22 protein-coding genes and 1 pseudogene are annotated in these 22,555 nt (G+C 64.1%); 15 read left to right on the top strand and 8 right to left on the bottom strand.

Annotated features, from left to right (window positions below):
• Positions 1-424: 424 nt before the first annotated feature.
• Positions 425-1,885 (bottom strand): MFS transporter, encoded by a 1,461-nt coding sequence (locus H578_RS14450; RefSeq protein ID WP_033420533.1) that lies wholly within the window; start codon positions 1,883-1,885, stop codon positions 425-427.
• Positions 1,886-2,073: 188 nt separating this feature from the next.
• Between H578_RS14450 and H578_RS0109200 the strand changes: the two genes are divergently transcribed.
• The 11 genes from H578_RS0109200 to H578_RS0109150 all read left to right on the top strand — a co-directional run bounded on the left by H578_RS0109200 (position 2,074) and on the right by H578_RS0109150 (position 11,399).
• The gene (locus H578_RS0109200) at positions 2,074-2,976 is read left to right on the top strand and encodes an inositol monophosphatase family protein (protein ID WP_022873398.1); all 903 of its coding nucleotides are present in this window, start codon (positions 2,074-2,076) and stop codon (positions 2,974-2,976) included.
• Between the two features lie 151 nt (positions 2,977-3,127).
• The gene (locus H578_RS0109195; protein ID WP_022873397.1) at positions 3,128-4,225 is read left to right on the top strand and encodes a VIT1/CCC1 transporter family protein; all 1,098 of its coding nucleotides are present in this window, start codon (positions 3,128-3,130) and stop codon (positions 4,223-4,225) included.
• A 115-nt stretch (positions 4,226-4,340) separates the two neighbouring features.
• A complete protein-coding gene (locus H578_RS0109190; RefSeq protein WP_028464125.1) occupies positions 4,341-5,636 on the top strand; it encodes an ABC transporter substrate-binding protein in 1,296 nt (431 codons plus the stop codon).
• A 91-nt stretch (positions 5,637-5,727) separates the two neighbouring features.
• Positions 5,728-6,390 (top strand): TlpA family protein disulfide reductase, encoded by a 663-nt coding sequence (locus H578_RS14445; RefSeq protein ID WP_022873395.1) that lies wholly within the window; start codon positions 5,728-5,730, stop codon positions 6,388-6,390.
• Entirely contained in the window at positions 6,390-7,154 is a 765-nt protein-coding gene (locus H578_RS0109180) for a cytochrome c biogenesis CcdA family protein (protein ID WP_022873394.1), read from the top strand. The genes H578_RS14445 and H578_RS0109180 overlap by 1 nt, the downstream gene beginning before the upstream one ends.
• Complete coding sequence (gene resB / locus H578_RS0109175; RefSeq protein WP_022873393.1) at positions 7,154-8,881, top strand: cytochrome c biogenesis protein ResB; 1,728 nt, start codon at positions 7,154-7,156, stop codon at positions 8,879-8,881. Before H578_RS0109180 ends, resB begins: the two co-directional genes overlap by 1 nt.
• Positions 8,881-10,050 carry a c-type cytochrome biogenesis protein CcsB gene (gene ccsB, locus H578_RS0109170; RefSeq protein WP_022873392.1) on the top strand — a complete coding sequence of 390 codons (1,170 nt, stop codon included), beginning with the start codon at positions 8,881-8,883 and terminating at the stop codon, positions 10,048-10,050. Before resB ends, ccsB begins: the two co-directional genes overlap by 1 nt.
• A gap of 13 nt (positions 10,051-10,063) precedes the next feature.
• A complete protein-coding gene (locus tag H578_RS14440; protein ID WP_022873391.1) occupies positions 10,064-10,345 on the top strand; it encodes a DUF4229 domain-containing protein in 282 nt (93 codons plus the stop codon).
• A gap of 23 nt (positions 10,346-10,368) precedes the next feature.
• A complete protein-coding gene (locus H578_RS0109160; RefSeq protein WP_022873390.1) occupies positions 10,369-10,803 on the top strand; it encodes a PLD nuclease N-terminal domain-containing protein in 435 nt (144 codons plus the stop codon).
• 6 nt (positions 10,804-10,809) lie between these two features.
• The gene (locus H578_RS0109155) at positions 10,810-11,085 is read left to right on the top strand and encodes a hypothetical protein (protein ID WP_022873389.1); all 276 of its coding nucleotides are present in this window, start codon (positions 10,810-10,812) and stop codon (positions 11,083-11,085) included.
• Between the two features lie 80 nt (positions 11,086-11,165).
• A complete protein-coding gene (locus H578_RS0109150; protein ID WP_156837279.1) occupies positions 11,166-11,399 on the top strand; it encodes a hypothetical protein in 234 nt (77 codons plus the stop codon).
• A 102-nt stretch (positions 11,400-11,501) separates the two neighbouring features.
• Here the strand turns inward: H578_RS0109150 and H578_RS0109145 are convergent, their stop codons facing one another.
• The 6 genes from H578_RS0109145 to H578_RS14430 form a co-directional block, all read right to left on the bottom strand.
• Positions 11,502-12,482 (bottom strand): 1,4-dihydroxy-2-naphthoate polyprenyltransferase, encoded by a 981-nt coding sequence (locus tag H578_RS0109145; protein ID WP_022873387.1) that lies wholly within the window; start codon positions 12,480-12,482, stop codon positions 11,502-11,504.
• 140 nt (positions 12,483-12,622) lie between these two features.
• Entirely contained in the window at positions 12,623-13,774 is a 1,152-nt protein-coding gene (locus H578_RS0109140; RefSeq protein WP_022873386.1) for an AMP-binding protein, read from the bottom strand.
• A 3-nt stretch (positions 13,775-13,777) separates the two neighbouring features.
• Positions 13,778-14,095, bottom strand: a complete 318-nt coding sequence (locus tag H578_RS0109135; RefSeq protein WP_022873385.1) for a hypothetical protein — start codon at positions 14,093-14,095, stop codon at positions 13,778-13,780.
• Between the two features lie 53 nt (positions 14,096-14,148).
• Positions 14,149-14,676 (bottom strand): DoxX family protein, encoded by a 528-nt coding sequence (locus tag H578_RS14435; protein ID WP_022873384.1) that lies wholly within the window; start codon positions 14,674-14,676, stop codon positions 14,149-14,151.
• Positions 14,676-16,178, bottom strand: coding sequence for an amidohydrolase family protein (locus H578_RS0109125; RefSeq protein WP_022873383.1), 1,503 nt, complete (start codon positions 16,176-16,178; stop codon positions 14,676-14,678). Before H578_RS0109125 ends, H578_RS14435 begins: the two co-directional genes overlap by 1 nt.
• A 50-nt stretch (positions 16,179-16,228) precedes the next feature.
• Positions 16,229-17,953 (bottom strand): carbon starvation CstA family protein, encoded by a 1,725-nt coding sequence (locus tag H578_RS14430; protein ID WP_022873382.1) that lies wholly within the window; start codon positions 17,951-17,953, stop codon positions 16,229-16,231.
• A 269-nt stretch (positions 17,954-18,222) separates the two neighbouring features.
• Here H578_RS14430 and H578_RS0109115 point away from each other — a divergent pair, with 269 nt between their 5' ends.
• From H578_RS0109115 to H578_RS0109100, 4 genes and pseudogenes are all read left to right on the top strand, one after another.
• Positions 18,223-19,431, top strand: a complete 1,209-nt coding sequence (locus tag H578_RS0109115) for a CaiB/BaiF CoA transferase family protein (RefSeq protein WP_022873381.1) — start codon at positions 18,223-18,225, stop codon at positions 19,429-19,431.
• Positions 19,386-20,222 (top strand): annotated as a pseudogene (locus H578_RS0109110) (citryl-CoA lyase); the annotation flags it as partial. The gene H578_RS0109115 and the pseudogene H578_RS0109110, both read left to right, overlap by 46 nt.
• A 12-nt stretch (positions 20,223-20,234) precedes the next feature.
• Positions 20,235-21,227 carry a DODA-type extradiol aromatic ring-opening family dioxygenase gene (locus H578_RS14425; RefSeq protein ID WP_022873379.1) on the top strand — a complete coding sequence of 331 codons (993 nt, stop codon included), beginning with the start codon at positions 20,235-20,237 and terminating at the stop codon, positions 21,225-21,227.
• A 19-nt stretch (positions 21,228-21,246) separates the two neighbouring features.
• On the top strand, positions 21,247-21,612 hold the full coding sequence (locus tag H578_RS0109100) for a hypothetical protein (protein ID WP_022873378.1): 366 nt from the start codon (positions 21,247-21,249) through the stop codon (positions 21,610-21,612).
• Between the two features lie 54 nt (positions 21,613-21,666).
• On the opposite strand, the gene H578_RS14420 is transcribed toward H578_RS0109100, so the two are convergent.
• Positions 21,667-22,500 carry an IclR family transcriptional regulator domain-containing protein gene (locus H578_RS14420; protein ID WP_022873377.1) on the bottom strand — a complete coding sequence of 278 codons (834 nt, stop codon included), beginning with the start codon at positions 22,498-22,500 and terminating at the stop codon, positions 21,667-21,669.
• Positions 22,501-22,555: the final 55 nt, after the last annotated feature.

Genomic DNA, 22,555 nt, shown 5'->3' with positions numbered 1-22,555 from the left:
CGCGATCGTGCTCGCCGAGCGGGCCGAGGACTACCGGATCGAGTACAACGAGCTCCGGCCCCACGAGGCCATCTCATGGAACCGGCCCAAGGAGGTGCACCTGGGCCTGGCCGACCCCACCACCCCGACATTCAAAACCAAGGAAATCCTGCCAACTACTTGACGCGGGACAGGCACCGGGAGCGGGCTGGCCATCACGAAGATGCTGCAGGCGGTTCCTCCGTGGGACTTCACAGTGGGGACATCGGTCCTTGTGCTCATGGCCGCGATGTTTGCTGCTGTTCCACCCGCACTTTATGCAGCGACTCGCGATCCAGTGGCAATCCTGCGTACCCCATAGAAAAATTCTAGTGTTCGTAGAGTTCCTTGTGGTCATAGAGGATGTCGAGTTGCGGGGCTTGTCGTGGTGGATTGTCTCCGTTCATTACACGGTGGTACGCAGGGGAAGTTCTTTGATGACGAGGTTGGCGATCACCGCCGGGACGGTCAGGAACGCGGCCACCAGGAACATGGTGCCGGAGGCTTCGGCATACACCGGGGAGGCGCTGGTGCCGTTGACCTCGGCGACCGAGTAGCCGGCCACCTGCACCGCCATCACCGAGCCGAGTACCGCGGTACCGGCTGCTCCACCGAACACCCGGAAATAGGCGATCAGTGAACTCGCCTGCCCCACGCGATCCACCTGGACGGTGTTCTGTACCACCACCATGAGGTTCTGCATCTGAGCACCGAAGCCCAGCCCCACCACCGCCAGCAGGCTCAGCACCACTGCATAGGGAGTCTCTGCCCCGACCGTGCTCAGCCCGAACATGCCCGCCGCGCACAGCAGGGCACCGACCACCAGATACGCCTTCCAATACCCGTAGCGAGTGATGAGCCGACCAGTCACCGTGGCCGAGACCAGATTGCCCATCACCAATGGCAGCAACATCAGTCCTGACTCGGTGGGACTGAGCCCCCGGCCGATCTGGAAGTACTGCCCCACGAACACCGGCATCCCGAACAGGCACACCGCAATGGAGGCGCTGGCCGTCGAAGCCAGCAGGGTGGTCCGATTGGCCAGCATCCGCAAATGGATGATCGGGTTGCTCACCTTCCGCTCCACAAGCACGAACACCGCCAGCAGGACCACCGCCAGCCCCAGGATCGCCCCCGACTCCCAGGAAACCCAGGCGAAGAACTCCTCCGTCCCGGCGAAAGAAAGCCACACCAGCAGCAAGGAAGAGACTGTCACCAGCAAGGCTGCCCCGCCGACATCGATTCTGCCGGGTTTACCGTGGGTGGGCACCTTCAGGGTGCGGGCCACCAACACCAGGGCGAACAGGGACAGCGGCACCCCCACAAAGAAGCACCACCGCCAGCCGAGAGTATCGACGGTGATCCCACCAATGAGGGGAGCCGCCGTAGTCGCCACCGCCAGGCAGGCCCCCATATACCCGGCGTACTTGCCACGCTCCCGTGGGGAAATGATTGAGGCCATAATCGCCATGGCCAGAGCGGTCAGCCCGCCCAACCCGATGCCCTGTACAAATCGGGCGGCGATGAGGGTCTCCATATTCGGTGCGAACCCCGCACCCAAGGATGAGACAAAGAAGATGACATTAGCCCACTGGAACAGCACCTTCTTGGAGAACATATCGGCGAGCTTGCCCCACACCAGAGTGGAGGAAGCATTGGCCAGCAGCGTGGCAGTGACCACCCAGGAGTACTGGATCTGGGTGCCGTCAAGCTCCCCGACGATCACCGGCAGGGCAGTGACCACCACGTTCATCGACACCATGGCGGCGAAGAACACCACCAGGATCCCGGTGATCGCCCACCGTAAATCACGGCGCGACGTCGACTGCTCCCCACCACCAGCCGTGGCGCCTGCGGGCGTGCTCATCTGAGGCGAAGAGCCCTGTGCCGGGGCATCAGCGTGCTCGGCGGGCTGTGCCGCACCGGAAGATTTTAGTTGCATCTTCGAATCATCTTAAGGAGGATCGTTGCTACTCGCAACCAATTTGACGGGTGACGAGGCGGCGTCGTCGTCGGTCTCTGCGCGCTGGACAGTTCCAGCCATAGGGTTGAGGTATGACCCACTCGCGCGCCCCCTTCACGTCTGATCCAGCACCCTCTGATCCTCATCCGCCCACTCCGGCCCACCTGCGGCGCATCGCCGTCTCCGCAGCATTGCAGGCTGGAGAGGCGTTGGCTGAGGCCTTCCGCTCTCAGATGGAAGTCGCCACCAAGACCAGCGCCCACGATCTCGTCACCGTCTACGACGAGCAGACCGAACAGCGGCTCATTAAAACCCTCACCGCCGCAGTGCCCGACTCCCGCATCACCGGTGAGGAAGGCGGATCCGTGGGGCACGGCCGGCTCGAGTGGATCATCGACCCCATTGACGGGACATCCAACTTCGCCCACGGATTCGCCATGTTCAGCATCTCCATCGCTGCGGCCCTCGACGATGTGGTGCTCGCCGGAGTCGTCCACGATCCGGTCAACCGGTTGACGTTCTCCGCCGACGACGCCGGGGCGTACCTGGCGACCGGCGACTCCGCTGAACAGCCCCTGCGGCCTACGCCCAAAGACCTCCCGGAGGAGCACCTCAATCTGGTGACCAGCTTCCCCGGGTCTGCGATGGTTCAGCGGCGTGGGCAGGAGGCGCTGACCGCCTTTGGGGAACTGGTCACCACCTACTCCGCGGTGCGCCGGCTCATCTCTGGGGCGCTGGAGCTCTGCCACGCCGCCGCCGGCTGGGCTGATGTGGCCTGCGGCGGAAACACCAGGCCCTGGGATGTGGCCGCTGGGCAGCTCATCCTGCGCCGCGCTGGCGGGCAATACCTGCCTTACGGTGCCCGTCAGGGGCGCAGCTGGGATGGCGCCCCCACTGAAGATGCACACCTGGCGCCTGGCTACATCGGCCTGGGGCCCGGAGTCCAGGCGCCCACCGCGCAACGAGTCATCGCGACATTCGCCCACCGCGGGTGAGGCGCTCCCCGGGGAGGTGAGCTCGCTGGGTCCCTGCCTGGGTGCGGGCCGGGGGAGGGGCTGGAATGCTCCCGCGCTTAGGAGTGCTGAAAGTTCGTCATACCGGTTCAGTAGCCGACGACGTCGTCGCCTCCCCTGAACAATAGGAGCCGTGAGTCAGCAGCACACCAGCGGGGAACCTACACGCCAGCAGATCCGACGTTGGCGGAAGTACCTAGCCGATGAGATCGCCGAGGCAAAGCTCTACCGTCGGCTGGCCGAACGACGCCACGGCGAAGAACGGCAGATCCTGCTGGGGTTAGCTGAAGCTGAACGTCGCCACCAAGAGCATTGGCGGACCCTGCTCGGCCCCCATGCGGAGAATCTCCCGCACCCTTCGGCCCATCGGGTGCTGCTGGGCTGGATGGCCCAGCTGTTCGGATCAGTCTTCGTGCTCGCTCTGGCTCAACGTGCCGAAGGCGACTCCCCCTACGCTCGGGACGAGGATGCCACCCGGGGGATGGCCGCCGATGAGGAGATCCACGAGGAAGTCGTCCGTGCCCTGGCCGCGCGTGGCCGGGAGAAGCTCTCTGGAGGGTTCCGGGCTGCGGTCTTCGGCGCCAACGACGGGCTGGTCTCCAACTTTGCGCTCATCATGGGGATGGGTGGCACCGGGGTCTCCGCTACGGTCGTGCTGCTGACCGGTATTGCCGGACTGCTTTCTGGAGCGCTGTCCATGGCTGCCGGGGAGTTCATCTCTGTGCGCAGCCAACGGGAGTTGCTCGATGCCACCCGGCCCACCCAGGCCACCCTACGGGCCGCCCCGGATCTGGATTTCGACCACAATGAGCTGATCCTGGTCTATCGGGCTCGGGGTTTGAGTGAAGAGGACGCTGAACACCGTGCCCTGGAGCGGCTGGGTCTCTTCGACTGCGACTGCACACCGGAGAAGTCCCACGACCCCGACGCCGCAGAGGACGACTATGAAGCGGTCGGTTCCTCCTGGACGGCGGCCGGCTCGAGTTTCTGCTTCTTCGCGGTGGGGGCCCTGATCCCGGTGCTTCCCTACCTCTTCGGTGCCGAAGGGTGGTGGGCGGTGGGGTGGTCCACTGCCCTGGTGGGTCTGGCACTGCTGTGCACCGGCGCTGTAGTGGGTCTGCTCTCCGGGGCATCGCCGTTAACCCGGGCGCTGCGCCAGCTGGCCATCGGTCTGGGGGCAGCCACGATCACCTATATCCTCGGGTCCCTCCTCGGCGTCACCGTCGCCTAACGGCAGCGCCGGTACCTCAATGTGCTGACGAATAGGAGAGGACCATTGACTCCTGTCATATCTCATATATCGTGTGATGTATATCACCCACCATCACTCGACCGAAGGAATCCCGATGAGATATCACCCCAAGACCATGACCGCAGTGGCGTTGGTGCCACTTTTCGCTCTGACCGCGTGCGGGCAGGCAGAAGCGGAAAACGGTTCGGACGCCGCCGACGGGCAAGAACAAGAAGATGTTCATCTGCGGTTTGCCTGGTGGGGTTCAGACCACCGGGTGCAGCAGACCGAGAAGATCATTGAGATCTTCGAAGAGGAGTACCCCCACATCACCATTGAGGGGGAATACCGGGATTCCGGGGCGCATTGGGATCAAATTGCCACCCAGGCGGCTGCTCAGGATCTCCCGGACATCATCCAAATGGACGATAAATACCTTCGGGAATATGCCGACCGGGACACCCTCTTAGAGCTCTCCGGAGTCGATGTCTCAGACTTCGAAGACGACGTGGTGGATAACGGGCGTACTGAAGACGGGCTTTACGGCATCACCACAGGCATCAATTCACAAGTGCTCATGGCAAACCCGAGGCTCTTCGACGAGGCAGGTCTAGATCTGCCCGATGACAGCACCTGGACATGGGATGAGTTCGAAGAGATCGCACTACAGATCACTGAATCAGTAGAGGATGCATGGGGGATGAGTGACCCCAATGAGCCAGCCAGCTTCCAGGTCTGGCTCCGCCAGCAGGGCAAACACCTCACCACCGAAGAGGGGGAGCTGGGATTCGACCAAGCAGATGCACAGGAATACCTACAGTTCTATCTTGACCTTATGGAGGCAGGAGCCATCCCTCCTGCTGACGTGATCTCAGAGGTCCAAGCGGAACCATCCGATAGGTCTCTGACGGGTACGGCCCGTGCTGCCATGGGGCCGTGGTGGACTAACCAGTTGCCAGGCCTCTGGGAGGCTTCGGGAGATGAATTGGTCCCGCTGCGGTGGCCCAGTGAAACCGGCCAGGTTGAGGACAACGGGATGTGGTTCAAATCTTCTATGTTCCTCTCCGCCAGTGGGCACACCGATCACCCTGAAGAGGTGGAACTCTTCATTGACTTCTTCGTCAACTCGGAGGAGGCAGGGTTACTAAACATGGTCGACCGCGGCCTGCCCGCCAACCTCACAGTACGGGAGACCGTCCTGGGGGAACTCGATGAGGCAGACATGCTTTCTGCCGAAATCATTGAGGAGATGGAAGATGAGATCTCAGTACCCGAGCCTCTTCCGGCTGTTGGATTCAGTGCGATGCAGGAGATTCTGATGCGCTACCAAGTGGAGGTCTTCTTTGAAAACCTCACTCCGGAAGACGCGGCAGAGCAGATGGTCGCCGAAATGCAGGCAGCACTCGACTAATCGCGGCGGTGGGGTAGGGGTCACGGTAGACCAGGATCGCAACCCTCCTTTTCTACGAGGCGTAGAAGCCAGTAGAATGGGGCACTGCGTCATGACTTCTACCCCGCACCGCTCCCCGTTCCGCGCCCGCCTGCATGGCCTGGCCGCCGCCCTGGCCTGCGCTGCCTTCGCGCTCAGTGCCTGCAGCCCGGAGTCCGATGACTTGGCCCAGCGAGCCTCCAATGACGGTACCAACTACGTGGCCGGGGACGGCTCAGTCCAGGAATACGCTCCAGGCAGCCGCGGGGAACCGGTGGACTTCAGCTCCGAGCTCTTCGACGGCACCGATATCTCCGGGGAGACCTTCCAAGACCAGGTGACCGTACTGAACTTCTGGTACGCCGCCTGCGCGCCCTGTCGCAAGGAAGCTCCGGACCTCCAGGAGATCTACGAGGAGTTCGCCCCCGCCGGTGTCGAGTTCTACGGAGTCAACACTCGTGACACCCAGGCCACTGCGGAAGCCTTTGAACGCAACTTCGGCATTACCTACCCCTCCATGGAGGACCGCACCGGAGAGGTGCTGATGTCGATGACCGACTATGTCCACCCCTCCGCCGTCCCCACGACCTTGGTCCTCGACACTGACGGGCGGGTTGCCGCGCAGATCGTCGGCATCGTGGAACCTGGAACACTGCGGACCCTCATCAGCACCGCGCTGGAAGAGGGTGATGCCGCAGAGACCGAAGCGGCCGGCCCCCAGGGCGTCCACGGCTGATGTCCCTGCTGGCCGCGGCGAACAACCCCTTCGCCGAGATCATCTTCGACGGGCACTTCCTCATCGCCGCCCCGGTGGCCCTGCTGGCCGGATTGGTGTCCTTCCTCTCCCCCTGCGTGCTCCCACTGGTGCCCGGGTACCTCGGCTACGTCACCGGGCTCTCCGGAGTCGAACTCACCGAACGGTCCACATCCCGCATGGTGCTCGGTGCGGGACTCTTCGTCCTCGGCTTCAGTATCATCTTTGTGCTCATCGGCGCGGTCTTCACCTATGCGACGACGTGGCTAAGGTTCGAAGGCGGCTGGGTTACCCAAGTCCTCGGCGTCGTCGTCGTGTTCATGGGACTGATCTTCCTCGGGGCGTTTCGCTTCTTCCAACGTGAAGCGAAGATCCACCGCCGCCCGCCCGATGGACTACTCGGCGCCCCGATCCTGGGTGCGACCTTCGGCATCGGCTGGGCCCCCTGCATTGGACCCACCCTGGCGGCAGTCCTTGCCCTGGTCTACGGGGCTGAACCCGAACGCGGCGCCCTGCTGGTGTTCATCTACTGCCTGGGCCTAGGCCTGCCGTTTATCCTCATCAGCCTGGGGCTGCAGCGTGGAATGCGGGCGGTGAACTTCTTCGTCAAGCACAAGACCGCGGTGATGCGTACCGGGGGAGGAGTGCTCATCGCCGTGGGGCTGCTGATGGTCACCGGCATCTGGAACACCTGGGTCTACGCCCTGCAAGACTGGTTCGCCAACGAGATTGTGATGCCCATCTGATGGCGGAAAAACGCACCACCACCCCCTCAGCCCACCGCGACAACGCACGCGAAGACGCCCTGGCCGACGCCGTGGGAGAGCAGCGTGCCAAACACGACGTCACCACCCCCGCCCTCGGAGTGGTCGGCATGCTGCGCTGGGCCTGGACCCAACTCACCAGCATGCGCACCGCCTTGATGCTGCTGCTGTTGCTGGCGGTGGCCGCAGTGCCGGGTTCTATCTGGCCACAACGAGTTCAAGACTCCTTCGCCGTGCAGACCTGGATTGAGGAGAACCCCACCGTAGGGCCCATCCTCGACTTCTTCCAGATGTTCGACGTCTACAGCTCCGTGTGGTTCTCCGCGATCTACCTGCTGCTGTTCATCTCGCTGATCGGCTGCATCATCCCCCGGGCACGCAAGCACTACCAGCAGATGACCTCCCCGCCGCCGCGCACCCCCCGCCGGTTAGAGCGGCTGCCGGAATACGGTGCACTCGAACTCGCCGACGACGGGCCCAGCCTGGACCAAGCGCTCGACGACGCCGCAGCAGTCCTGAAGAAGCGCCGCTACCGGGTGGAAAAACGCGAAACCTCCGTCGGTGCGGAGAAGGGATACCTCAAAGAGGTCGGCAATATCCTCTTCCACGTCTCCCTGGTGGGGGTGCTGATCTTCATCGCCTTCGGTTCCATGTTCAGCTACCGCGGGCAGAAAGTCCTCATGGAAGACGAAGGCTTCGTCAACGCACTGGTCGCCTACGACAACTTCTACCCCGGCACCTGGTTCAGCGAAGACCAGCTTGAACCCTTCAGCATCCGACTCAACGAATTTGAGCGGGTCTTCGACCGGCAAGTCGATGAGAACTTCGAACCCCTCGACGGGTTCGGCCAGCCCCTGGAGTTCACCGCCCACGTCACCGTCCAAGACGGCCACGATGCTGAACCCGAAGACACCACGTTACGGGTCAATCACCCCCTGACCCTCGGCGGTGCGCAGCTGTACCTGGTGGGCAACGGGTACGCCCCGGTAGTCACCGTCCGTGATGGGGAGGGAGAGGTCGCATTCTCCGGACCGGTGGTGACCCGACCCGATGACCCGGTCTACACCTCGATGATGGTCATCAAGGTTCCCGATGCCCAACCGGAGCAGCTCGGCTTCGTGGGGCTGTTCCTGCCCACCGCCTACGACGACGGCACCGGCATGGCCATCAGCACCGACCCGGATCTGCACGAACCCGAACTGCACCTGAACTCCTACTATGGGGACCTCGGACTCGACGACGGCGTCCCCCAGAACGTCTACGTTCTGGACACCGACAACCTCGAAGTCCTCAACTCGCGGGAATCCGATGAGGGCGGGATCGTGCTCGCCCCCGGCGAGACCCACGAACTACCCGACGGGCTCGGCACCCTGGAATTCGAGGAGATCAACGACTACATCGCCATCGACATCCACTACAACCCAGGCGAGGCCGGAGTGCTGGTCTTTGCCCTGCTGGCCTCCGCGGGGCTCATCGCCACGCTCTTCCTGCGCAGGCGCCGGGCCTGGGTGACCGTGGAACAAACCCCCGCCGGGCGTACACTGGTGCGCTACGGCCTGCTCTCCCGCGGTGAGGACTTCTCCCTGCGGGACGAGACGATCGCCCTGCGCACCCAGCTGGAGAAAATCTGGCCGGTACGGCCCCCGGAGGAGACTGAACCCTCCGGCGTCGTATCCGGTGAAGGCCCCAACACCACACGAGGTATCTGATGATCCTTGCCATCGACGGCACTGAGCTGCAGCCCATCAACGTGGAGCTGGCCGAATACTCCGAGCTGTTCATGCTCATCTCCGCGTTCATCTACACCCTGGCATTCATCCTCTTCACCGTGGACACCGCACGGTCCTCGGCCACCATTCGGCGAGTGGAAGCCGAACTGGCCCAAGAGCAAGAGGCAGAACGTATCGCGGTCACCGCCGGTGCCGCCGAAGCGACTGCCTCTGCGCAGGCCGACGGTGCGGCCAAGACAGCACAGGCCAGTACAGCAGAGACCAGCCAGCCGGACACCAGCACGGCGGAGACCAGCTCGGATGGTGCAGGCCCTGGTGAGGCGGAGGTCAATGCCGAGCTGGTCGATGATGACATGGCCTACGCCCGGCCCAAGCGGCCCCTGGCCAATGTGGCTGTGGCGATCACCGCTGTGGCAGCGGCTGCCCACATTTTCGCCGTCGTCGCCCGGGGTCTGGCCGCCGGCCGCTGGCCCCTGGGGAACATGTTCGAGTTCCTCACCGCCGCGGCGCTAGTGGTCACGGTGGTCTACCTGCTGGCGCTGATCCGCCGCGACCTGCGCTTCTTGGGTGTGTTCGTCCTTGGCCTGGTGGTGACCATGATGGTCGCTGCCACCATCGGTTTCCCCACCCCGGTGGGACACGTCCAGCCCGCCCTGCAGAGTCCCTGGATCGTCATCCACGTCTCCCTGGCCGTACTGGCCATGGCTCTGTTCACCCTGACCTTCGCGATGAACATCCTCCAACTGGTCCAGTCCCGACGCGAACGGCAGGTCACCTCCGGCGCTGAGGGAGCGCTGGCTCGCTCCTCCTTCATGCGGCTGGTCCCCAGTGCGCTCTCCTTGGAGAACTGGTCCTACCGGATCAACGCCGTCGGGTTCGTCTTCTGGACAGTGGGTCCCATGATTACCGGAGCCATCTGGGCCCGCGAATCCTGGGGCCGCTACTGGGGTTGGGACCCCAAAGAGATCTGGACCTTTGTCATCTGGGTGGTCTACGCCTGCTACCTCCATGCCCGGGCTACCCGCGGCTGGACCGGCAACCGCGCTGCCTGGCTGAGCATCATCGGGTTCATCTGCATCATCATCAACTACGCGGTGGTCAACGTGTTCTTCCCCGGCCTGCACTCCTACGCCGGACTGCCGGAGTGAGAGGAAACCCCTTATGGCTGTGCTGAAATTCTCGCTGCTGCGGCTCGGCGTCTTCGCCGCGGTCTTCCTGTTGACCTTCCAGATGCTCGGCGGACTGCTGGCCGCAGTGGTGGGACTCATCGTCTCCTTCGCCATCGGGTACCTCTTCTTCTCTCAGCTGCGGGTCGCCGCCGGGGAGCAGGCGGCCTCCTGGATGGGGAAAAAGCGCCGCACGAGTACTGAGGCTGCAGAGAACGCCGCGGAGGACGAACTGGCCGAACGGTTCCACGAGGAACAGGAGGAGGGGCCGCGTTAAGCGCGGTCCTCTACCCTGGAGACATGGTTCGTCTGTTCATCGGCTTCGGCGTCGTGGCCCTGGCGCTGCTCATCTACTGCACTATCGACGCAGCCCAGACCCCCCGCCACCAGGTGCGTGCCCTCCCCAAAGCAGCCTGGATCGCGATCATCATCCTGGTGCCGCTTATCGGTCCCGGCCTGTGGCTGGGACTGGGCCGGCCCTGGCAGACGCGTAAAACCCAACCGGCCCGACCCGCCGCCCCGGATGACGATCCGGAGTTTCTCAAACAGATGGAGATTCGCCGTCGGCAGCAGCAGCGTGCCGAGGAGGAACGCAAACGCCGCCGCGAGCAGGAGATCGACGAGGCGCACAAGCGCCGCCAGCAGCAAGAGGACCACGACGACGCCGCCACCAGTCCCGTGGACCCGCAGCAAGACCCGGACGAGGACCCCGACGCCGAACCGCCCAGGAGCTGACCGGTGATGACACCCCTGCCACTGACGTTGCCTCTGGCGATAAACCCCCTGGTCCCCACCGGGGGTGAAGTGGTGCTTGCCGCCCTGGCACTGGTCCACCTGGTGCTGATGATCTGGGCCGTGGTGGCAGCACTCAACGCCACGCTCAGCCCGCGGCACCGGTTGCTTCTGGTGTTATTGGCCGTGCTGGTGCCCATGGCTGGGCCCCTCGCGGCTCTCGTTGTGGCGCGGCGCTCCCGGCGTCGTCTACAGCTGGCAACCGCTCACGCAACGTTCAGCTGATATTCACTCAGCCGTACCCCGCTGACCAGGTTTCTTCGCCAGGGTGGGACTGTACGCAATGACAATTTCCGGTTGAGGAGATGAGTTCACCCATGCTGGATGCACTGCTTTCGGCTTCAACACTGGCACTCAACGGCAATATCGGCCTGACTTTCGGTGGAATTCTCACCTTGATCCTGGTGATTATCGCCATCACCATGGTGGTGCGGTCTTCGCTGTCCACGGTGCTGAAAGTCGTGATGATCCTGCTTTCACTGCTGCTGCCGGTGCTCGGCTCCATTATCGCGATCATCGTCTCGCTGACCTCCAAGTAACCCCGCAGAAGGAACCGCCCCAGGGCAAGGCCGCCCGAGCCCCAGCTGGTTCAGGTCCGGGTGGAATCAGCCAGGGTCCGTGGAGCTCAACTCAGATGGAGCTCAACTCAACAGCAAGGCCGCGGAGAATGTCACCGCAAACGCCATCCCCATCACAGAGGTCTGCTGCAGTACCGGGATCAGTTCCGGACCGCGGGTCGGCTCTGAGCGTCTTGTGACAGTGGCAATCGGCCGCAGACATAACGGCCACGCCGCCATCACCAGAAGGAACCACGGACTCTGCGGGCCCAGTAGCACCAGAGGTACCGGGAGCATCACCGCAGCTGCGATCATCGCGGCGTAAGCCCAGCGGGCCCGGGTCTCACCCAGCCGGACCGCCAGGGTCATCTTCCCCGCCTGGCGATCGGTCGGGATGTCCCGAATGTTATTGGCCATGAGAAGGGCAGAGGCGATCAGCCCGTGACTGACAGCCCCCACCCAGACCAGGGAGCCGACCTCGACTTCAGCCCCGCGGACCGCAGCGGTCTCCACCACCGAGTAGGCGGTGCCGACTGTGGCGATGATGCCGAAGAAGATAAACACCATGACCTCACCGAGGCCCAAATAGCCGTAGGGTCGGGAACCGCCGGTGTAGGCCCAGGCCGCCAGGATGCACACCACACCGACGGCGATAAGCCACCACGCCTGGGTCAGCACCACAATGCCCAGCCCCGCTATGGCGGCGACGCCGAAGCTGGCGAATGCTGCAGCCTTCACCCGGCCAGGTGCGGCGGCACCGGAGGCGGTCAACCGCATCGGCCCCACTCGGGCGTCATCGGTGCCGCGCACCCCGTCGGAGTAGTCGTTGGCGTAATTGACCCCCACCTGCAGGGCCAGGGAGACCACCAGCGCCAGCACCGCAGTCAGCAGCCAGAGCGCATCGTCCCAGGGGGAGTAGGTAGTCTCCGCAAGCGGAGCGTAGGCGAACCAGCCAGAGGTCGTCGGCTGAGCCAAGGCCGCGGCCGTGCCGATGAGCACCGGCGCCACGGCCATGGGAAGGGTGCGGGGGCGTGCTCCCGCGATCCATTGTTGTGCTGTCGCCACTGTCTCTCCTTCATCCGGGCCACCGAAGACAGTAGCACCCGCCCACGGCACCACCGCAGGCCTGGGGCTTGGCATCTGTGGTCGAGATACCCTCAGGCAGGTGCCGGATCAGCATCCCGGCTGGTGCCCCTCGGCGCGGGTCACTGCTCGGCCAGCAGACGCTTCAGCCGCTGACGGTCCGGCTTCCCGGTGCTCAGCAACGGCAGATCCGCCAGCAGTACATACTGCTTCGGCGCGGCCGCAGGCCCGAGCTGCTCACGCACCCACCCGGTGAGCTGCCCGGTGATCCCCTCACCGCCGGTGGCGGGTGGGTTCTCACCGGGGACGACGACCGCAGCCACTCTCTGACCCCAGGTGGCGTCGTCGACCCCGGTGACAAACGCGTCCTGCACGGCAGGATGCCTCAGCAGTGCCTGCCGAATCTGCTCGGCGGAGACCTTCACACCCCCGGTGTTGATGACGTCGTCGGCCCGCCCGGTGATGCTCAGTATCCCGTCCTGAAGAGTTCCGAGGTCATCGGTGAGGAACCGCCGCGCCCCCGTGGTGGGGTCCACATCGAAACGGGCGGCCGTGAGTTCCGCATCGGTGTAACCGGCGGCCACGACCTCCCCGGTGATCTGTACTCGGCCGGAGTCGTGGATACCCACCTGCACCCCCGACAGGGGCACGCCGTCGTAGACACAACCCCCGCAGGTTTCGCTCATTCCATAGGTGCGAACCACCCGCAGCCCGAGCTGATCGGCACGCTCCCGCAACGGTGCCGGGGTGGCCCCACCGCCGAGCAGGATCGCATCGAAACGCCGCAGTACCGCCAGCAGCCGGTCATCCGCCCGGGCCAATAGCCGGTGCAGCTGGGTGGGGACCAAGGAGACGTAGCGGCGTGGAGCGCTCAGCTGCACCGCCGCATCGGTGAAACGCTGCGGATCAGTGGTGTGCTCCAACAGCGCCACCGGTGTGGTGCCGGCCTGCAGTGAGCGGAAGAGCACGGCGAGGCCCGCCACATAGCTGGGTTGCAGAGTCACCAGCCACTGCCCGTGTCCACCCAGGCGCTGCGCGGTGGCTTCTGCCGAGGCGCGCAGATTCTCCGCGGTGAGCAGGGTCTGCTTGGGGGTGCCAGTGGAGCCAGAGGTGCGGACCACCACTGCCGGGCGCTCTGTCTCCTCGCTCAGCACCTCCGGCCGTGGAACCCAACGGGGCACACCTGCCTCAGCGGGGAGGAACTCTACCGGTGGTGCGCCGCCGTCGGCCGCGGCCTTCACCGCCTCCAGGGCAGCAGGGATCCAGGACCGCACGTCTTATGCGGTGGTGTCCGGGTCGGCGGGGCGCTTCTCCAATTGCTCGAGCCGGGCTTCGAGCATGTCCAGCCGCCACCGGTTATCCGCGGCGAGGTTCTCCTCCGCCTTGGTGGGGACGGTAGGCTCTTCCAATTCCCCAGCGGAGATGGTCCGCTCCAGTTCGGCGATCCGTTCCTTGAGCTCTTCGATCTCGGCGGGATCCGCCGCGCCTGTGGTGTTGGGGATCGGGCGTCCGCTGATCATGCTGATGACCTGTGTCAGACCGAAGACGAGGATCGCAGCGATCACGATCCAGCCGTACCAGGGCATCTCACCCATCCGTCATCCTCCGTGCTTGTGGACGTTGACGGTCTTGACGGTACGCGATTTTTTCACTCGGCGCGTGGGGCAGCGCGAATACGCAGGGCAAACGGAATCGCAGCGACGATAGCGATGACGACGACGCCGGCTCCCACCCACCCTTGAGGAGTCGCCACCATGCCGAACCAGTCACCGACCTCACCGGCCAGGGCGGCATCGGCCGAGAGGCTCCCCGCCCCGGTGAAACCCAGTACCGCGGCGCAGGCGGCGAGCACGTAGGGGTACTCGCCGCCTCCGGCCACGTTCCAGAAGCTCCCGGAATTCAGGTGCATCGTCACCCCGGCCACCAGCATGGTTGCCGCCGCCAGCAGCGCCGCCACTGGGGTGAATAACCCCAGGGTCAGCAGCACAGCAGCCATCAACTCGGCGGTGGCGGCCGCAGCCACCATGGCGCGTCCGGGCCGCAGACCAAGCCCGGCGAAGATCTCGCCTTGTCTGCTCAGGCCGTTGCCACCGAACCACCCGGCCAGTTTCTGCGTGGCGTGGGTGAACAGAATCAGCCCCAGCACTAGACGCAGAATCAGCAGCCCGATGTCCATCAGCCCCGGCCCCCTCCTTGGGCGGTGCGGGTGCGGTCGGTACGGTACTCGGTGTAGGTGTAGGGGTTATCCAAGATCTTGGTCTCCGGGATCTCCGGGCACATACCGGACTCCCACTCCTGTTCGCCGAGTTGACCGCGAATATAGTCCACGGTGTGCTCCACGGTCCGGCGAACACTGGCCAGGTCGACATCGACCAACTGGTGTTCGTGCTTGACGATGCGGCCATCGATCACCACGGTGTGCACATCGCCACGTTGGGCTTGGAAGACCACGTGCCCGTGCGGATTGAGAATGGGGAACATCGCCGGGGAGGCGTCATTTTTGATGAGGACGACGTCGGCTTTCTTCCCCGCTTCCACCGAGCCGATCGTCTCCTCCATCCCCAGAGCGCGTGCCCCACCGCGGGTGGCCCATTCGACCACTTCATCGGCGCGCAGCCCCAGGTTGGTGCAGGTCTCACCACTGGAGTGGTGCTCGAAGTGTTCCCGGGCGCGGTCTGCACTGAGGGTGGCCCGCATGGAGGCGAAGGCATCGGCACTCCACCACACGGAGGTGTCTACCGACAGCGAGACGGGGATGCCGTGGCGGCGCAGCGCCCAGGAGGAGGGGTAACCCTGGCCGCAGCTGGACTCCGACTCCGAGGACACCGATGCCGACCCACCGGTGGCAGCGATCCGCTGGTAAGAATCTTCTGACAGGGTCGCAGCGTGCACGTAGACGGTCTTCTCATCCATAAAACCGTGCTCGTGCATCAGGCGGATGCCGTCGTCGTTCGTCGCTCCCCACACCCCGGCGTGAGTGGTGACTCCCACGCCCAGATCTCGGGCTGCTTCGAAGGCTTTGCGTTCCGGGAATTCCGGGTCCCCGGTGACGTCAAAGGCCAGCTGGAAACCTAGCCGGTCATCGCCTAACTGGCCCCCGGATCGAGGGATCCGTCGGTCAACGAAATCGCGGAACTCCGGCGTCGTCGCCCACTCCCACGGTCCGGCGTGGATATTGCCATAGGCGAAGACGAAGCGGCCGGCGACTTGGTCTAAGGCGTCGACGGCGGCATCGGCGTGCTCGACCGTGGACAGCCCGTGGGACCAGTCCACTGAGGTGGTGACGCCGGCGTCGATGGCTTCTACCGCAGAGAGCAGATTCCCGGCGTAGATGTCCTCGGGGCGGAATTTCTTTCCGTGCTCGAGGTAGTTCCACACGAAGTACTGGGTCAGCGTCCAGTCCGCGCCGTAACCCCGCATGGCGGTCTGCCACATATGCCGGTGGGTATCCACGAAGCCTGGGGTGATGATCCCGCCGGAGGCGTCGATGACCGCGGTGCCCTCCGGGAGGTCCAGGTTCGGCCCGACGGCTTCGATCCGGTCGCCGATGATGAGAACATCGGCGTTCTCAAGCACCGTGCGTTCGGCATCCATGGTGAGCACCGTGCCGCCGCGTAACACGATCGGCGCCCCGGCTCGGGTCTTCTCAATGGTGGGGTGTGAATCAGTGGCACCCATGACGGCCTCCTTCAGGCACAGCGGATATGCATAGGGAATCGGTGTTCGGCTCAGCGGGTCTGTTGTGGTTCACTGCCGGCCAATTGTTCGGCCAGATCCTGCTCCTCGGTCTCTTTGGGGAGGAAACGTGCCCGGTTCATCGCCGCCACGGCCTCAATGAAGGCCCACAGGGCGGTCACCAGCACGATGATGTTCAAGCTCAGCAGCAGCCAGTTCTGCTGGGACCAGAAGTCCCCGAGCTGCTGGACCAGGGCCAGAGTGGACATCACCAGGACGAAGGCCATGGGGATAATGACTGGCCAGATCATCCGACCCTTGCGGATGAGGATGACCACCAGGATCGACATCGTCACGGAGGCGAGGATCTGGTTGGTGGTGCCGAACAGTGGCCACAGGGTCATTCCGCCGGTGCCATCGGCCCCCGTGGAGAACGCCAGCGTCAGGCCGATGACCAGCACCACCCCGGTGGCCGCCCACATGTTCAGGCGGAAGCCCATCACCTGAGCGATTTCCTGGACGACGAAGCGTTTCAGGCGCAACGCGGTGTCCATGGAGGTCGCAGCGAAGAGCACCACGATAGTGGCCAGCAGAGTCGCCGAGAGACCGTTGTCCAGGCCGATACCGTCACTGACGATGTTCGCTCCGCCCTCGATGAAGGCCGGCGCACCCCCGGCGTTCCACTCGCTGTAGAGCTCGCGCCACTCCGCTACGGTCTGGAAACCGGCGGAAACGGCGATGATCGAACCTAAGGCCAGCAGCCCTTCCCCGACGGTGCCGAAGTACCCGACGAACCGGGAGTCGGTCTCCTTATCCAGCTGCTTGGATGTGGTGCCGGAGGCCACGATGCCGTGGAAGCCGGAGATCGCTCCGCAGGCGATCGTGACAAACAGCAGCGGAATCATCGACGGCGTGCCCTCGGGGACCGAATCGTTCAACGCCGGTGCTACCACCTCGGGCCGGGCCAAGAGCACTGAGCCGTAGATCACGCCCAGGGCGATGAACAGCTGGACCCCATTGATGTAGTCCCGCGGCTGCAGCAGTACCCACACCGGCAGCACGGAGGCAATGGCCGCGTAGATGAAGATCAGCACGATCCACTGGCCCTGCTGCGGCAGTCCGAGGAAAGTCTCCGGAAGCTCGACCGGGACCCGGTTGCCGACCAGGATGAGCGCGTAGAGGATCGCTACACCGACAGCGGTGACCAGCACCAGGTTCATCCGCAGTCGGTAAATGGCTACTCCCACACCGAGGGCGACGATGAGAGCCCCCCAGCTGGGGATCACCGCAGTGGGCTGATCCACCAGAAGACCGGACATCAGCACTGCGAAAATTGTGATGGTCATGACCAACATGAGGAAGATGACCGCCAGGAACATGGTTCGTCCCCGCCGGCCGATGTAGCGACCCGACAGCGTTCCCACGGACTGTCCCTTATTGCGGTTTGAGGCCCACAATGCCCCGAAGTCGTGCATCGCCCCGATGAACACCGCACCCAGGGTCACCCAGAGGAAGGCCGGCAGCCACCCCCAGATGATGGCGATCGCCGGTCCGGCAATGGGTGCGACTCCGGCCACGGAGGTGAAGTGGTGCCCCCAGAGGACGAACCGGTTGGTGGGGACATAGTCGATGCCGTCCTGGTAGCGGTGCGCGGCGGTGACGAACTCGTCATTGAGCTGATACACCCGCCGGGCGAGGAACTTCGAATACAGGAAGTAACCGGCCAGCAGCATGCTGACGCCGATGACGGCCAGGACGACGGCATTGGGTGAAGCCACGGGATCTCCTTGGATGACGCCCAGGAGGGCGGTACAGACGGTATGTAGAACACGTGATGCGGCTCACAGTAACATCACGTCCGCAGAGTGGACAAGAGTCCGTTTCGGAGATTTTGTGGGACGACGACGTCGTCGTCACTGGCGTCTTGTATTGGTCGTCAAGCGTCCTGGTGGCGCTTGACAGGGGTGAAGCGATACTGTGAAACTACTCACACATATCGCGGACAAAAGTCCGTATAGCGGTCAACTCCACAGTGAAGGAGCCACCGATGAGTGAGCAGACCCCCAGCCCCGCCACCCCGGGCGGGAACGGGAAACTCCCCCTGGAGGACATCGTCATCGCCGACTTCTCCCGCGTCCTGGCTGGCCCCTACGCCACGATGCTGCTGGCCGACCTGGGAGCTGAGGTCATCAAAGTCGAGGGGCCCGCCGGAGATGACACCCGCAGCTGGGTTCCTCCCCGGCGCCCGGACGGGGTCTCCACCTACTACGCCTCCATCAACCGGAACAAGAAGTCGGTGGTCCTCGACTTCAAGGACCCCGACGATCTCCGCACTGCTCAGCGGCTGGCCCACCGTGCCGACGTCGTGATCGAGAACTTCAAACCCGGCGGGCTGCGGAAGTTCGGCCTGGACTACGAGTCGGTCGCCGAGCACAACCCCACGGTGATCTACTCCTCCATCACCGGGTTCGGCTCCCAGGGAAAAGGAGCCAAGTACCCCGGCTACGACCTCATCGTCCAGGCGATGTCTGGACTGATGAGCCTCACCGGTGACCCCGAGGGCCCGCCCTACCGGGCTGGGATCAGCGTCTTCGACGTCATGGCCGGGCTGCACTCCACGATCGGCATTCTGGCCGCACTGCGCCGCCGCGATCACACCGGAGAAGGTGCGCATATCGAAGCCAGCCTGATGGCCTCAGCGATGTCCGGACTGGTCAACCAGACCCACGCCTATGTGGGCGGCGGGGTGACACCGATGCGGATGGGCAACGCGCATGCCTCCCTCTACCCCTATGAACCAATGCCCACCGCCGACGATGACGTCATCATCGCCTGCGGGAACAACGTGCAGTTCCAACGCTTCTGTGAAGTGCTCGGCATCCCGGAGATCGCCGAAGACGAGCGGTTCGCCGACGTCGGGGACCGCACCGAGCGGCGTGAGGAACTACGTCCCATCTTGGAAGAGGCACTGAGCCGGCACACCGCCGCGGAACTCTTCGAAGAGCTCAACGCCGTCGGCGTGCCCTGCGGGCCGATCAACACCATCAAACAGGGCGTTGAATACGCCGAGGAGCTCGGACTGGAGCCGGTGGTACAGGTCGGCTCCGGGGACGGGGCGGTCCCTGGGGTACGGCACCCGCTGAGTTTCAGCACCCTGCAGCCACGCTACGAGTTGCCCCCGCCAGGGCTCGGGGAACATACCGAAGAGGTCAAAGCATGGCTGAGCACCGAACCCGCGGAAGGGAGCACATCATGAGCCAGAGCTATCCCACCTCACTGGGCACCTCCACGGAGGACGAGATCAGCCTCATGGGGCACTCCGTGCCTGATGACCTCATGGGCCAGGTCGGTTTTGCCGAGCTGGCGTTCTGGATGACTGCCGGACGCCGTCCCGACCCGGGGCAACTGCGCACTTTTGAAGCCGTCTTGGTGGCCTTGGCTGACCACGGTTTTACTCCCACGGCGATTGCCGCTCGGCTGACCTATCTCTCCGCCCCAGAGTCCATTCAAGGGGCCATTGCTTCGGGGCTGCTCGGTGGGGGCTCCCGCTTCCTAGGGGTGACCGAAGATACCGGGCAGTTCCTGCACCAGGTGCTCACCGAACACACCGGTCGTGAACCCAGCAGTGAGGCGGACTTTGAAGAATTAGCCCGCACCGCGATCACCGAGGCCCGGGCGGCCAAGCGGCTGGTACCCGGACTGGGGCACCCGGTCCACAAAAAGGGAGACCCGCGGACCCCACGGCTCATCGCCATTGCGGAGGACTCAGGCACTCGTGGCGCCCACCTTCGGCTCTTCGAAGCGATGGGCCGGGTCAGTCAGGAGGTGCTCGGTAAGAAGCTGCCACTCAATGGCGCGGGGGTTTGTGGTGCGGCGCTGGCTGATCTCGGGCTGCCGGTGGACTTCTTGCGGGGGTTCGCCCTGCTGGCCCGTACCGCTGGATTGTTAGGGCAGATCGCCGAGGAACGCCGCCAACCGGTGGCTCAGAAGATTTACATGCATGTGGACCGCAATGCGGAGTACATCCCGTTGTCGGAAGAGGCTTAAGGAGGACTGACCATGGCAGAACTGACCGCGGTGCTGGCCAGCACCCACCATCCCTTCTACTACAAGGCGACCACCTCTCCACTTCAGGAGCGTCCGCCGTATGCTGCACAGTGGCAGCGCAAAGTCGAGGCCTACCGGGAGACACTGACTGCCGCAGAGCCGGACATCCTCGTCATGGTTGGTGCGGACCATTTTCATCAGTTGTGGTTGGACAACTACCCGCAGTTCCTCATCGGGAAGCAGGAGGTCTATGACGCGACCTTCTACAACGAGGAGCGCGAGTTTGGTATCCCGAAGTACACCTTGGCCGGTGATATCGACCTCTCCCGGTACATGCACCAGGAGTTGTTGGGAGCGGATTTCGACTTCGCGGTCAGCCACGAGCTGAAGATCGACCACTCGATCATCTGCCCCATCATCACCGTCCGGCCGGAGGCTGACCTGCCGGTGGTGCCGATCTACACCAATATCTTTGTGCCTCCGCTGCCGAGCCCCAAGCGGTTCTACGATCTCGGCCGGGCGATCCGCCGGATCATCGACGCCTACCCCAGCGACAAGAAGGTCGCCGCCATCGGCACCGGGCACCTCTCCTTGGAGCTGGGCGGTCCGCGGCAGTTCGGTGAGCACGGCCCGGATCCGCTGTTCGACGCCGATGCGATCGAATGGCTCTCCACTGGCAATGCTGAGGCGATTCTGGCCAATGTGACCCATGAATCCATGTCCGGGGCCGGCAATGCCACCCACGGGTTCATGGACCTGTTGTTGATGATGGGCATTGCCGGGGAGGGGGTCCATGCCGACTACGTGGACCAGTTGGACTTATTCCACACCCGGGAGATGTACATCACCTGGTATCCGCATCAGACGGACCGGCAGGCTCAGGCTGCGGCACACGCCGCGGAGGTCTCCGGCGCCAGCTTGGGTCCCATCTGGGCCTCAGATCCGGTGTGGGATCAGTTCCGTACCGACGACGCCGCCCGCCCCGCCGCTCAGCCGGCCGTTTGAGTCGTCTTAAGGAGTCACCATGAGTAAGTACTACGTCAACAAGTTCCTCTACACCATCGACCGGGATCCCGAATGGGTCGCCGCCTACAAGGAGGACCCGCGGGGCACCATCGACCGCTGGGAGCACGAGGTCGGCCAGTGGCTCAACCCCCCGGAGAAGACCTCTTGGCTGAGCTTCACCGACGAGGAGCGTGAGGCCCTGGCCACGCACAACTATGTGTGGTTGTTCGAAAACGGTGCCCACTTCTTCCTCAACCTGACCTTGTTTATCGCCCTCTACGACGAGGAATACACCCAGCGTTCCGGGCCGCTGTCCTTCCAGCGGGAGATGGCCGATAAGCTCAGCCCCTGGCTCGGCAAGGAGTACCCCACAGTGGCCCTATGAGGAGGCGCCGGGATCAGAAAAAAAGACGACGACGTCGTCGTCGGTCGTGACACCTCAGCTCAGCAGCGGTGGCCGACGGTGGGTGGGGGTTTCTGGCTCGTTGTGCTCGGCGGGCAGAGATTCCCACCGTGCCCAGTCGGCGCAGACAGCTGCGGCGGCTTCCTGTAGCTTCGGTAGGTGCTCGCGCACCAGGACGTCCACGGGGGTTTCGGCGGCGTGGACAGTGGTGTTCATCGCTGCTCGGACGGTCCCTGAGGTGTCGCGTACCGGTACTGCAATGGAACGGATCCCGCGGGCGAGCTCTTCATCAGCCAGCGCCCAGCCTTGCGCGCGGACCCGGTCGAGTTCTTCGAGGAAGGACTTCTGATCCCACTGCACCACAGGGATGACCGGGGAGGCGGAGGGCTTGGAGAGTCGTTCCAGGATGTCCCGGCGGTCCATTTCTGCCAGCAGCACTTTGCCCTGTGAGGTGGGTGGTGCAGGGAATTTGGTGCCGATATCGACCCGTAGTCCAATGAGCTTGGGCACGGCGACCCGGCTGACGTAGACGATGTCGGGTCCGTCGAGCTGGCTCATCGAGGAGGACTCCCCGGTGGCGGCCACGAGGTCACGCAGATGGGGCCGTGCCACATCCCACAGGCCCAGGGAGCTGACGTAGGACATCCCCAGTTCCAGGACTTTGGGGGTGAGTTCGAAGAGTCCGCCGTCTGCGCGGACGTAGCCGAGTTCCTGCAGGGTCATGAGGATGCGCCGGGCGGTGGGGCGGGCCAGGTCGGTGCGTTGAGCCACTTGGCTGAGGGTCAGTTGGGGGTATTCGGCGGTGAAGCTCTTCACCACGGAGAACCCGCGCGAGATTGCCTCGATAAATTCCGGCCCTCGCTCGGGCATGTGCTCACACCTCTCTGTCACAGCGGACGCTCGTCCGAAGATTTCCCCTGAGTCT

The organism is Nesterenkonia alba DSM 19423 (genome assembly GCF_000421745.1).
GTDB classification, from domain to species: Bacteria; Actinomycetota; Actinomycetes; order Actinomycetales; family Micrococcaceae; genus Nesterenkonia; species Nesterenkonia alba.
Note: the sequence above shows the minus strand (reverse complement) of the source record. Positions and strands in the feature narration are given on the sequence as shown.

Excerpts from the sequence above, each read along its gene's own strand:
- H578_RS14450 (WP_033420533.1), bottom strand. The coding sequence starts at position 1,885 with ATGAGCACGCCCGCAGGCGCCACGGCTGGTGGTGGGGAGCAGTCGACG.
- H578_RS0109200 (WP_022873398.1), top strand. The coding sequence starts at position 2,074 with ATGACCCACTCGCGCGCCCCCTTCACGTCTGATCCAGCACCCTCTGAT.
- H578_RS0109190 (WP_028464125.1), top strand. The coding sequence starts at position 4,341 with ATGAGATATCACCCCAAGACCATGACCGCAGTGGCGTTGGTGCCACTT.
- H578_RS14445 (WP_022873395.1), top strand. The coding sequence starts at position 5,728 with ATGACTTCTACCCCGCACCGCTCCCCGTTCCGCGCCCGCCTGCATGGC.
- H578_RS0109180 (WP_022873394.1), top strand. The coding sequence starts at position 6,390 with ATGTCCCTGCTGGCCGCGGCGAACAACCCCTTCGCCGAGATCATCTTC.
- resB (WP_022873393.1), top strand. The coding sequence starts at position 7,154 with ATGGCGGAAAAACGCACCACCACCCCCTCAGCCCACCGCGACAACGCA.
- ccsB (WP_022873392.1), top strand. The coding sequence starts at position 8,881 with ATGATCCTTGCCATCGACGGCACTGAGCTGCAGCCCATCAACGTGGAG.
- H578_RS14440 (WP_022873391.1), top strand. The coding sequence starts at position 10,064 with ATGGCTGTGCTGAAATTCTCGCTGCTGCGGCTCGGCGTCTTCGCCGCG.
- H578_RS0109160 (WP_022873390.1), top strand. The coding sequence starts at position 10,369 with ATGGTTCGTCTGTTCATCGGCTTCGGCGTCGTGGCCCTGGCGCTGCTC.
- H578_RS0109155 (WP_022873389.1), top strand. The coding sequence starts at position 10,810 with ATGACACCCCTGCCACTGACGTTGCCTCTGGCGATAAACCCCCTGGTC.
- H578_RS0109150 (WP_156837279.1), top strand. The coding sequence starts at position 11,166 with ATGAGTTCACCCATGCTGGATGCACTGCTTTCGGCTTCAACACTGGCA.
- H578_RS0109135 (WP_022873385.1), bottom strand. The coding sequence starts at position 14,095 with ATGGGTGAGATGCCCTGGTACGGCTGGATCGTGATCGCTGCGATCCTC.
- H578_RS14435 (WP_022873384.1), bottom strand. The coding sequence starts at position 14,676 with ATGGACATCGGGCTGCTGATTCTGCGTCTAGTGCTGGGGCTGATTCTG.
- H578_RS0109125 (WP_022873383.1), bottom strand. The coding sequence starts at position 16,178 with ATGGGTGCCACTGATTCACACCCCACCATTGAGAAGACCCGAGCCGGG.
- H578_RS0109115 (WP_022873381.1), top strand. The coding sequence starts at position 18,223 with ATGAGTGAGCAGACCCCCAGCCCCGCCACCCCGGGCGGGAACGGGAAA.
- H578_RS14425 (WP_022873379.1), top strand. The coding sequence starts at position 20,235 with ATGGCAGAACTGACCGCGGTGCTGGCCAGCACCCACCATCCCTTCTAC.
- H578_RS0109100 (WP_022873378.1), top strand. The coding sequence starts at position 21,247 with ATGAGTAAGTACTACGTCAACAAGTTCCTCTACACCATCGACCGGGAT.
- H578_RS14420 (WP_022873377.1), bottom strand. The coding sequence starts at position 22,500 with ATGCCCGAGCGAGGGCCGGAATTTATCGAGGCAATCTCGCGCGGGTTC.